Raw genomic sequence first — 1,156 nt, 5'->3', positions numbered from 1 at the left:
GGGGGGGGGGGGGGGGGGGCGCGGGCGGGCCCCCCCCCCCCCCCCCGGCACCGTTCCGGTTCCGGACCAGCGGAGGTGCTCGACGGTGACCGGATTCCGCGGTGACGGGCGGCCGTTCGACCGGACGCACTTCGACTACTCGCCGTGGTCCTTCTGGGACGAGGCCGACGAGGGGTCGAGGCGACGTCAGCTCGACGTGCAGCGGGACCTGGTCGAGCACCGCGGCTACCGGATCGGTGAGCGCTGCTTCCTGTCCGAGCTGGCCTCGGTGCAGAACGAGGAGTTCCGGCTCGGTGACCGGGGCTACGTCGCCGCCGGCGCCTACCTCAGCGGATCGCTGCACGCTGGGCGCGACTGCACCGTCAACCCCTACGCGGTGGTGCGCGGCGACATCCGCCTGGGCGACGGCGTGCGGATCGGCGCGCACACCTCGATCCTCGCCTTCAACCACACCACCACCGACCCCGACACCGAGGTCTTCCGGCAGCCCCTCACCTCGCGCGGCATCACCGTCGGCAACGACGTCTGGATCGGGTCGCACGTCGTCGTCCTGGACGGGGTGTCGGTCGGGGACCGGTCGGTGATCGCCGCCGGCGCCGTGGTGACCAAGGACGTCCCGGCCGGTGCGATCGTCGGCGGGAACCCGGCCAGGGTGCTGCGGTGGCGCGTGCCGGAACTCGCCCCCTCCGCACCGCGGGCCGACGGCCTGGTGGACGCCCTCACGTCGTTCGCGGAGAACGCCCGCGCGCAGGCCCAGCAGGTGCTGGCGCGGTGCTGGGACCCCGACCTGCGCCTGTTCACCGACCGACCGGGAGCCGCGACGACCGTCCGCGCCCAGTGCGACGCCGTGGAGGTCGCGGACCTGCTGCTCGGCCGTGCCCCCGACCAGCTGCCCGCCCGCGACCAGGTGGACCGGTTGCGCGCCTGGCAGGACCCCGCAACCGGGCTGGTCGGCGCGCTGCGCCCCGACGGCACCGCGGGACCGGTCACCGACGGCCTGTCCGACCCCGACGCCGCCTACCACGTCCTGTGCGTCGGGTACGCCCTGGACCTGCTGGGCAGCGACTTCCCCGAGCCGGTCCGCGTGGTGTCGCGGATGGACGCCCAAGAGGTGGTCACGGGGCTCCGGCGACAGCCGTGGGCCACGAACGCCTGG

The 1,156-nt window shown here is 74.9% G+C and carries 1 protein-coding gene; it reads left to right on the top strand.

Annotation, left to right across the window (positions count from 1 at the left end):
* Positions 1–85 precede the first annotated feature (85 nt).
* Positions 86–1,156, top strand: a 1,071-nt coding sequence (locus tag AB0G02_RS27130; RefSeq protein ID WP_360798960.1) for an acyltransferase, incomplete at its 3' end; no start/stop codon positions are given.

It is taken from the genome of Actinosynnema sp. NPDC023658 (assembly GCF_040639995.1).
In the GTDB taxonomy this organism is placed as follows: Bacteria; Actinomycetota; Actinomycetes; order Mycobacteriales; family Pseudonocardiaceae; genus Actinosynnema.
The sequence above is the reverse complement of the archived record's forward strand: the minus strand, read 5'-3'. Positions and strand labels throughout refer to the sequence as shown.